9 protein-coding genes and 1 pseudogene are annotated in these 9,555 nt (G+C 63.9%); 8 read left to right on the top strand and 2 right to left on the bottom strand.

Annotated features, from left to right (window positions below; all coding sequences use genetic code 11):
* Positions 1–518: 518 nt before the first annotated feature.
* The 8 genes from Q4543_RS22845 to Q4543_RS22880 are packed head-to-tail and all read left to right on the top strand — an operon-like array spanning position 519 to position 8,277.
* Entirely contained in the window at positions 519–1,352 is an 834-nt protein-coding gene (locus Q4543_RS22845; RefSeq protein WP_303442159.1) for a putative hydro-lyase, read from the top strand.
* 36 nt (positions 1,353–1,388) lie between these two features.
* Positions 1,389–2,426: a TRAP transporter substrate-binding protein gene (locus Q4543_RS22850; protein ID WP_303442161.1), complete on the top strand. Its 1,038-nt coding sequence runs from the start codon at positions 1,389–1,391 to the stop codon at positions 2,424–2,426.
* A 9-nt stretch (positions 2,427–2,435) separates the two neighbouring features.
* Positions 2,436–2,969 carry a TRAP transporter small permease subunit gene (locus Q4543_RS22855; protein WP_303442163.1) on the top strand — a complete coding sequence of 178 codons (534 nt, stop codon included), beginning with the start codon at positions 2,436–2,438 and terminating at the stop codon, positions 2,967–2,969.
* A complete protein-coding gene (locus Q4543_RS22860) occupies positions 2,966–4,246 on the top strand; it encodes a TRAP transporter large permease (protein ID WP_303442165.1) in 1,281 nt (426 codons plus the stop codon). Before Q4543_RS22855 ends, Q4543_RS22860 begins: the two co-directional genes overlap by 4 nt.
* 10 nt (positions 4,247–4,256) lie before the next feature.
* Positions 4,257–4,910 carry a DUF2848 domain-containing protein gene (locus Q4543_RS22865; RefSeq protein ID WP_303442167.1) on the top strand — a complete coding sequence of 218 codons (654 nt, stop codon included), beginning with the start codon at positions 4,257–4,259 and terminating at the stop codon, positions 4,908–4,910.
* Complete coding sequence (locus Q4543_RS22870) at positions 4,907–6,064, top strand: Xaa-Pro peptidase family protein (RefSeq protein WP_303442169.1); 1,158 nt, start codon at positions 4,907–4,909, stop codon at positions 6,062–6,064. Before Q4543_RS22865 ends, Q4543_RS22870 begins: the two co-directional genes overlap by 4 nt.
* A 31-nt stretch (positions 6,065–6,095) precedes the next feature.
* On the top strand, positions 6,096–6,965 hold the full coding sequence (locus tag Q4543_RS22875; protein WP_216002809.1) for a LysR family transcriptional regulator: 870 nt from the start codon (positions 6,096–6,098) through the stop codon (positions 6,963–6,965).
* Positions 6,966–6,969: 4 nt separating this feature from the next.
* Positions 6,970–8,277, top strand: a complete 1,308-nt coding sequence (locus tag Q4543_RS22880; protein ID WP_303442172.1) for an amidase family protein — start codon at positions 6,970–6,972, stop codon at positions 8,275–8,277.
* Between the two features lie 51 nt (positions 8,278–8,328).
* Here Q4543_RS22880 and Q4543_RS22885 read toward each other — a convergent pair.
* Positions 8,329–9,110 (bottom strand): annotated as a pseudogene (locus Q4543_RS22885) (transposase); the annotation flags it as partial.
* Between the two features lie 130 nt (positions 9,111–9,240).
* Positions 9,241–9,555, bottom strand: a 315-nt coding sequence (locus Q4543_RS22890; protein ID WP_303442173.1) for an ATP-binding protein, incomplete at its 5' end; no start/stop codon positions are given.

Here is a 9,555-nt window from a genome sequence, read left to right on the forward strand (position 1 = left end):
CCGGCTGAAGATGCTGAAGCGGCAGATGTATGGTGCCGCCGGTATCGAACTCCTCCTCGCACGTCTCCAACATTCGGTATGAAGACGCCACAGAAATTGAGTCGGACCCAATGTTCCACGCCTGTCCTTGGGCAGAGTTCGGAGCCGATTGACAGGAAACGCTGCCGTGGTGACGGTCTGATCCTGATCGACCGGACATGATCGTGCCGCGCGGCATCGCGTCGCTCAAAAAACAGGCAGGTTCGAAGAGTGGTGATATTCGCCAGCCTTGAACACGCCATCCGGCAGCGGTAACGGGCCTTTTGCGCGCCTTTTCAGCGGCAATTCCGGCGCGACGGTCTGCGCAGGTTAAGTCCCTGTCAAAATTATACTTATCACCCGTCCGAGGTGCGACGCCCCCGGCTGTGCGGTGCGTTGATCCGCAAGGTATCACGATTTCCGATCAATTGTGATCTAGATATACAGTTTTGGGTTATACTCCGAGTCGTGCCACGGTCCCGTCCCAACAGGAGACCCCAATGGACGTCAAACCCAAACCGCACCGCACCAGCCATGCAGAGCTTACCGGGCTGTCCGCCCCGGAGGTCCGACAGGTATTGCGCGCCAACGCCTATTCCGGCCACACGGCAGGTCTGTGTACGGGGCGGTTGCAGTGCAATCTCGTCATTCTGCCCGCGGCGGATGGTGTGGATTTCGAGCGGTTCTGTCAGGAAAACCCGGTGTTCTGCCCGCTGATCGCCGCCTCTGCCCCGGGCGAGACCGGGTTTGCGGATCTCGGCGCGGATATCGACCTGCGCAGCGATCTGCCGCTGTATTTCGTCTATCGCCCCGGTCAGGCGGTCGAGCGGGTTCAGGACATCAAGGCGCTGTGGCGCGATGACTTCATGGCCTTTGCGGTGGGCTGTTCGTTCACCTTCGAGAATGCGCTGATGCGCGCGGGCGTCGAAATGCGCCATGTCACCGAAGACGTGACTGTCCCGATGTATCGCAGCAACATTGCCACCACCCCGGTGGGCCGTTTCGGCGGGCCTGCCGTGGTCAGCATGCGCCCGATCCCCAAAGAGCGCGCCGATGACGTGCGCCGCATCTGTCAGGCCTTTCCCCATGCCCATGGCGCGCCGGTGCATATCGGTGATCCGGCCGAGATCGGCATCACAGATATTGCCTCCCCCAACTGGGGCGCGGCGGTGCCGATCAAGGACGGCGAGGTGCCCGCCTTCTGGGGCTGCGGCGTCACCACGCAGGTCGCGCTGTCCAACGCCGCGCCCGAAATCGCCATCACCCACGCCCCCGGCGCCATGCTGATCACCGATGCGGACGAGGCCATGCCCACCGGCTTTGCCGCGCCCTGACACAACAACAAGACCACCCAACAAGGAGAGACCTCGATGAAATCCACCATCAGCCTGCTGAGCCTGACCATCGCCCTGACCGGCAGCGCCGCCTTTGCCGAAGAGCTTGCCGTCGTCGGCAGCTGGAGCGGCCTGCCGCTGCACAAGCAGTATGAAAAGCCGTTCTGGGAAGACAAGATGCCCGCCGCCAGCGATGGCAAGATCACCGCGGCGCTGACCACTCATGACCAGATGGGCATCGGCGGCGGCGACGTGTTCCGCATGCTGGGGCAGGGCGTGTTCGATGTGGGCATGACCGTTGCCGATTACGCGGTGGCCGATTCCGCCGCGCTCGAAGGCTTCGACGTGCCGCTGATTGCCACCGATGCCGCCGACGCCAAGGCCATGGTAGACGCCTCGCGCCCGCTGATGGACGAGATCTTTGCCGATGTGTTCAACGCAAAGGTTCTCGGCGTTGCGCCCTATCCGCCGCAGGTGGTGTTCTGCAACGCCGAGATCGGCTCGCTCGCCGATCTTGAAGGCAAGAAGGTGCGCGCCTCGGGCCGCATGACCGGCAAGCTGCTCGAAGCGCTAGGCGCCGAAGCCGTCAGCATCAGCTTTGGCGAAGTGCCCGGCGCGCTGCAAAAGGGCGTGGTCGATTGCGCCGTGACCGGGGCCGGATCTGGCTATAGCGCCGGTTGGTGGGAGGTCTCGACGCATCTGATGCCGATCCCGCTGGGCGGCTGGGATCCGGTTGTCACCGCGATGAACATGGACAAGTGGACTTCGCTCAGCGCCGAAGATCAGGCGCTGATCCAGACCGCCGTCACCGACGAGCTCGAAGCCCCCGCATGGGCCAGCGCGCAGGCCGCGCTTGCGACCGACGTCGCCTGCCTGACCGGTGAGGGCGAGTGCCCGACCGAAGCCCGCGGCATGACGCTGGTCGAAGCCACGGCGCAGGATCAGGAAACCGCGCGCAACATCCTTGTGACCGAGGTTCTGCCTGACTGGGCCGAGCGCGCCGGCGGCGACTGGGGCCAGCGCTGGAACGACACCGTGGGCGCTGCCACCGGCGTTCAGATCGATCTGAAGTAAGGGTCTGACATGACAACGCTCCTCTCGTTCCTGCGGATGCTGAACGAAAAGCTGGCGGTGGCCGCGGGTCTGCTGCTGCTGCTCAGCGTCTGCGTCACCCTTTACGACGTGATCGCCAGACCGTTCGGCATGTCTCTTGGCGGCACCGACGAGCTGTCGGGCTATGCCATGGCCGTGGTGACGAGCTGGGGCGTAAGCTACGCCCTGACCTGCCTTGCCCATGTGCGGATCGACATCATCCGCGCACGGGGAGGCACCGCGGTCAGGGCGTGGTTCGACGCCGTGTCGATCCTGTCGCTGGCGGCGGTGGCGGTCACGGTGGCCTATCGCGCCTGGCCGGTGCTGGCGAAATCCATCGCCAACAATTCCACCGCGAACACCACGCTGGAAACGCCGCTGTGGATTCCGCAATCGCTGTGGATGGCCGGTTGGCTGTGGTTCGCCCTGTCGGCGGTAATGCTGGCGGCCTGCGTCTGCCTGTTCCTTGTCAGCGGGCGCCATGACGACATCGAAGAATTTGCCGGATCGCGAGGCGAAGCATGATCCTTTTTACATCCGTCGGGCTGCTTGTGCTGCTCGCCCTGTCGATCCCGGTCGGCATCGTGCTGTTTCTGCTGGGCTTTGGCATCGACGCCCTGTTCAGTCCGTTTCCGCTGATGCGCGGATTGGGGCAGGTGGTCTGGTCGTCGTCCAATAGCGCGACCTTGATCGCCATTCCGTTCTTTGTGCTGCTGGGCGAGATCCTCGTGCGCTCCGGCGTGGCGCAGCGCACCTATGCGGCGCTGGAATCCTGGGTATCGTGGCTGCCCGGCGGGTTGATCCACGCCAATATCGCCACCGCCACGCTGTTTTCGGCGACCTCGGGCTCATCGGTGGCAACGGCAGCGACCGTCGCATCCGTGGCAACCCCGCAGGCCGAACGGCTGGGCTATGACCCCAAACTGTTTTCCGGCGCCATCGCGGCGGGCGGCACGCTGGGCATCATGATCCCGCCGTCGATCAACCTGATCGTCTACGGATTCCTCACCGAAACCTCGATCCCCAAGCTGTTTCTGGCGGGGCTGATCCCCGGATTTGCGCTGGCGCTGCTGTTCATGGTGGTCACCGCGATCTTTTGCATCATCCGCCCGTCGCTTGGGGGCCCCGGCATTTCGGCCACTTGGCAGAAGCGCATCAACGGGCTGGTGGATCTGGTGCCGCTGCTGGGGTTGTTCGGCGCCATCGTCGGGTCGATCTATGCCGGCTGGGCCACCCCGACCGAGGCCGCCGCCATCGGCGTTGCCATGGCATTCGCCATCGCCGCCACACAGCGCGCCATCACATGGGAGATGATCGTCGCCAGCCTCAAGGGCACGATCCGCACCACGTCGATGATCATGCTGGTGGTGATCGGGGCCTATGTGCTGAACTTCGTGCTGACCGCATCGGGCGTCAGCCGCGCGTTGCAGGAGTTCCTGCAAGGGCTGGGCCTTGGCGCGCTGGCAACGCTGCTGATCATCGTGGTGATGTATATCGTGCTGGGCTTCTTCATCGAGACCCTGTCGCTGATGGTTGCCACCATTCCGATCGTTGTGCCGATCGTCGAACAGCTGGGCTATGACAAGCTGTGGTTCGGCATCCTGATGATCATCCTTGTGGAAATGGCGCTGATCACGCCGCCCGTTGGCCTCAACCTGTATGTGGTGCAGGGCGTGCGCAAATCGGGCTCGCTGTTTGACGTTATGCTGGGGGTCATCCCTTACGCGCTGGCCATGCTGGTGATGGTGGGCTTGCTCATCGCGTTCCCGGCCATCGCGCTTTATCTTCCCGAACATATCTAGGACTTCTGAAATGCACGTCTCTTACCTTGGGCAAACCATGCCCCTGTCCGTCGACAGGCTGATTGTCGCCGGCTGGACCGGGCGCGACCACGCTGCCGTCCAGCACCATATCGACGAGTTGGCCGAGCTGGGCATCGCCCCGCCGTCGCAGGTGCCGCTGTATTACCGCGTCTCGAACGGGTTGCTCACGCAAGCCCCGGTGATCGACGTGCTGGGCGAGACCAGCTCGGGCGAGGTCGAACCATTGTTGATCCGTATGGACGGAAAGCTGTGGCTGGGGTTGGCGTCGGATCATACCGACCGGGAACTCGAAGCCTATTCGGTTGCCGCCTCGAAACAGGCCTGCCCCAAGCCCATGGCCGCCGAGGTCTGGGATTTCGACGAGATCGCTGCCGATCTGGACTCGCTGATCCTGCGCTGCGAGATCTTTGAGAACGGCGACTGGGTCACCTATCAGGACGGCACGCTGGCGGCGATCCGACCGCTGGCAGAGCTGATGGCGGGCACCGAATTTGCCGACGGTACCGCCATGCTCTGCGGCACGCTGGGGGCGATTGGCGGGGTGCGCCCTGCGGCCGAGTACCGGATGACGCTGCATGATCCGGCGCGCGAGCGCAGCATCACGCTGGAATACAGCGCCCGCATCCTGCCCATCGTGGCATGACTCCGCGCCCGCCCCATGATTTCAGCGCCCGCCGCGCGGCGCTGTGGCAGGCGCTGCAGGCCGATGCCATTCTGGTCTTCGGCTATGGCGATGCGTTGGGGGCGGGCAGCGCATCGCATGGGGCGATGCGCTATCTGACCGGCTGGAACAGCCACGAGGCGCAAAGCCTTGCGATCCTGACCCCAGAGGGCTGCCGCTTGCTGATCGGCAGCCCGTTCCTTGCACCGCCCACCGGGTTTGACGCCGCCGCTCTGCCTGCCAGCGGCTGGGGCGCAAGCATTGCCGCCCAGCTTGGCACGGCCCGCAAACTGGCAACGGTGGGCTTTGGCGAGATGCCGCAAGCGACATTTGAAAGCCTGCGCGCCGCGTTGGGGCCCGCCACACTGACCCCCGCCGATGCCATCCTGTCGCGTCTGCGGGCGATCAAGCACCGATCCGAGATTGCCGCGATGCAGGCCGGGGCGGCGCTATGCGACGATCTGTTCGACCGTCTGCCGCAACTGTTGCGCCGGGGCGAGCCGGTCTGGAAAACCCAGACCCGGCTTGAAACCCACGCGAAGCTTGAGGGCGCTGAATACTGCCGGACATGGCTGACGGTGCGCGCCGCGGCGGATCGCCCGCGCTATTGGCCCGAGGAAAACCGCGACACCCCGAAACACGGCGATCAGGTATTGTTCGGCCTCGCGCTGACCGTCGATGGCTATTGGGCGCATGGCATCCGCATGGGCGCGATGGGACAGATCACCCCGGATCACCAAACGCTCTGGCAGATCACCGAAGACGCGCTGATCGCCGGGCAAACCGCGCTGACACCGGGCCAGCTGGTGCAGGACGTCGAAGCCGCCATCTCGGATGTGGTCGTGCCGCGCAGCGCGCATTGGCCGGGTGTGCAGCGGTTTCGCGGTGGCCACGGGCTTGGCCTCTCTTACGAAGAGCCGGTATTGTCTGACGCCTTCCCCCAGCATTGGGGGCCGGAGGCATTTCGCGATTGCCCCCCCCCGCCGGTGGCTGTTGAATGCGCCATGATGTTAGAATTGCACCCCAATCTGTTCGTGCCGGGCCTTGGCGGCGCCGCGCTTGGCGAGATGATGCTCACCGAGCCGGACGGCGCGCGCCCCTTGCTGCACTTCCCCCGGCAGATGTTCGTGGTATGAGCCAGACCATGCAGCCAAAGGACCGGGCGCAATGACACTGGATCAGCTGATCACCTTTCTCTGGGTGTCGCGCCTTGGCGGTGTGCGCCGCGCCGCGCAGGAAATGAACATCTCGCAGCCCGCTGTATCCGGGCGCATCGCGGCGCTGGAACAATCCTTGGGCACGCGGCTGTTCGATCGCGCCCAACGCGGCGTGACCCTGACCAAAAAGGGCGTGTTGCTGCGGGATTATTCGGAAAAGATCCTTGATCTGGTCGAGGGCATCAAGGCCGACATCATCCCCGCCGAAGCCGAGGACAGCCTGCTGCGCGTCGGCGTCGCGGAAACCATCGTGCAGCTCTGGCTGCCGAAATTCCTGTCGGCGCTGTATGAATCCTATCCCAAGATCCGGGTCGAGATCGTTGTCGATGTCTCGGTCAACCTGCGCCAGCAACTGCTGGAACGCAACATCGACCTTGCGCTGCTGATGGGGCCGATCTCGGATTACACGGTCGACAATATCGACCTGCCCAAGGTGGCGCTGACCTGGTTCAAACCCGCCGGGCGCCCCGATCCGGATCTGCGCCATTCGCCCGTGGTGACCTATAATCGCAACTCCCGCCCTTACCGCGATCTGCGCCGCCAGATGATCGACCGCTATGGCCATTCCACCCAGCTGTTCCCGACCAGCTCCATTCACGCCGGGCTGGAGATGGTCGCAACGGGCATCGGCGTTGGGCTGTTCCCGCATCAATTCGCCGAGCAATTCGTCAAACAAGGCCGGATCGCGCCGTTCGATCCGGGCTGGAAGCTCGATGACCTCGGGTTCACCGCATCCTTTCTGGGCGATCCGCGCAACGAGCTTTGCGCCCGCGCCGCCAATATCGCCGTGGCCTGCGCCACGAATTATCTGAAAGAGTAGCCCAATGCCCAAAGCCTTCCCATGGTCGGCAGCGACCGCAATCGCCCGCCTGCAAGACGTTCAGACCCGCATCAAGACCAACGCGCCCGGCACGCAGCACGTCTATACCCACCTGTTCGATGAGCCCGCCGCAGACCTGCCAGACACCGCGCTCGCCGGTGCGCTGGTGTCGATCAAGGATTTGCTCGACGTCAAAGGCCACGTCACCCACGCGGGCACCACCTTCATGGGGGACAATGCCCCCGCGACCAAAGACGCCGACGTGGTGGCGGCCCTGCGCGCGCAGGGCTGCGTGCTGGTCGGGCATACCAACATGACCGAACTGGCTTATTCGGGGCTTGGCCTCAATCCGCATTACGGCACGCCGGAAAATGCGCTCTACCCCGGCTGCATTCCGGGCGGGTCGACCTCGGGCGGCGCGGTGAGCGTGGCGCAGGGGCTGGCGGATGTGGCCATCGGCACCGATACGGGCGGATCGCTCCGCATCCCGGCGGCGTTCAACGGCATCACCGGGTTCAAGCCCAGCCAGTCGAGCGTGTCTCAGACAGGCTGCCGCCCGCTGTCGCGCAGCCTAGACAGCATCGGCCCCATGGCGCGCGATGTCGCCACCTGCCGCGCCGTCTGGCAGGCCATTGCAACGGAGCAGGCCGACACGCTGGCGATCAGACCGGAATTCGTCATCCCCGAGAATTTCGGCATGGACGACCTTGATCCTGCGGTGCGCGCCGGGTTTGATGCGGCGGTGGCGCTGCTCCGCGAGGCGGGGTTCACAGTCAGCACGCACAGCTTCGCCGCGCTGGAGGCGATGAAATCCCTTGCCGTCTGGCAGTTTTCCTCCGTCGAAAGCCGCGCCGAATACGAAGATGCTTTCCAGACACGGTTCGACAGCCTTGACCCCCGCGTCGCCTCTAGGATGGCCCGCGCCGATGAGGCGACGGCCGTGAGCTACCGCCAGACCCTGAACCTGCGCAACGATTTGATCGCGGCTTTCGATGCGGAACTGGACGGGCGCGCGCTGCTGATGCCAACCGTGCCGATCCTGCCGCCCCGCTTTGACGCGGTGCAGGACGATGCGGATTTCGGGCGTATCAACCTGCAAGCCCTGCGCAACCCGACCATCGCCAATGTCATGAACGGGTGCAGCATTTCGCTGCCCTTTGCCCATGCGAGCGACACCATCGGGGTCATGCTGATCGCCTCAGGGCACAGCGATCCGGCCCTGCTGGATCTGGCCGAGCGCTGCGAAACGCTTTTTCAGGCCGATGCTGTTGAAAAACTCGTCGGAGATTTGCTGCTCGGAGGGACGGCGTAGTGGCCGTCGGGGAATTTCCTGCCTGTTTGAGGCGCGCGCGTTTTGGCTTTCTCAGCCAACCACCGTTGCTCGGGGCATCTCGGGGTTGAGCTTGGCCAATTTCCGGAGGTTCTGGGTAATCGCTGCCAGCGTAAATTCGTCTTTCATGCCCAACGGCCCTCTTAACCGCAGACGGGTGAGGCCAAGAATGCGTTTCAGGTGCGCGAAGAGCATTTCGACCTTCTTGCGCCGTCTCATAGCCGTCTCGTTGAGAGGTGACGCTGTGCAGGTTCGGGCGAAGTCCCGCACGATCTCGAACTTGCCGCGCTGCAGGCTGCGCGTTTCGCTGTTCGGGCAGCACTGCGCCTTCAGCGGGCAAGACTGGCAGTCGGCTTTTACAGCGCGATACCTACGAGGCTTCATCTCGGTCGATAGGCGCGCCGGATCGGAGTAGTTTCGCCGCGCATGCCGCAGGTCCTTGCCTTCAGGGCAGATGTAGCGGTCATTCTCTTCATCCCAGGTGAAGTCGGAGCGAGACAGGGTGCCATCCGTGCGCTCGCCTTTGTCTATGACGGGGATGAAGGGCAGGATTTTTCGCTTCAGGACGATCTCGACCAGGCTTTCTTCTGATCCATAGGCCGTATCCGCGACCAACCAATCCGGGCGAATGTCGAAGCGCTTAGATGTGCGGTCCAGCATGATGAGCGTTGAGCCGACCTCGGCTTGCCGCACCGAAGGGTCGCCTCGACATCTATGATGATCCCGTGATCCGTGTCGATCAGGTAATTGTCTGAATAGGCGAAGAAAGCAGGCCCCTTGCGCGCTGCCGTCCATTGGCTGGTAGAATCCGCATGGTGTCAATCGGTTCTGAAAGGGGATCTGGTTTAAGCTCTGAAAGCGGGGCCGCTTTTCGGGTCTCAAGCTGGCCCGACGCGGCGCAGCTTTCAGGTGGCGCAGCCGCTTTTCGGGCCAGCTTGCTTGAGCTCAGGCGCGGTTCTTGAAGCGCCAGATCTCGTTGCCGGTTTCGAGGATCTCGCAGTGGTGAGTGAGACGGTCGAGGAGCGCGGTCGTCATCTTGGGATCGGCGAAGACGGTGGGCCATTCATCGAAGGCCAGGTTGGTCGTGACGATGACCGAGCTGCGCTCGTACAGGCGGCTGATCAGATGAAAGAGGCGCTGGCCGCCGGTCTGGGCAAAGGGCAGATAGCCGAGCTCGTCAAGGATCAGGAAGTCGAGGCGTCCCAGCAGGTCGGCTGTCCGCCCCTGTCGGTCGGCGCGGGCTTCGGCGTCGAGCTTGTT

This window comes from Salipiger sp. 1_MG-2023, from assembly GCF_030547555.1.
GTDB lineage: Bacteria > Pseudomonadota > Alphaproteobacteria > Rhodobacterales > Rhodobacteraceae > Salipiger.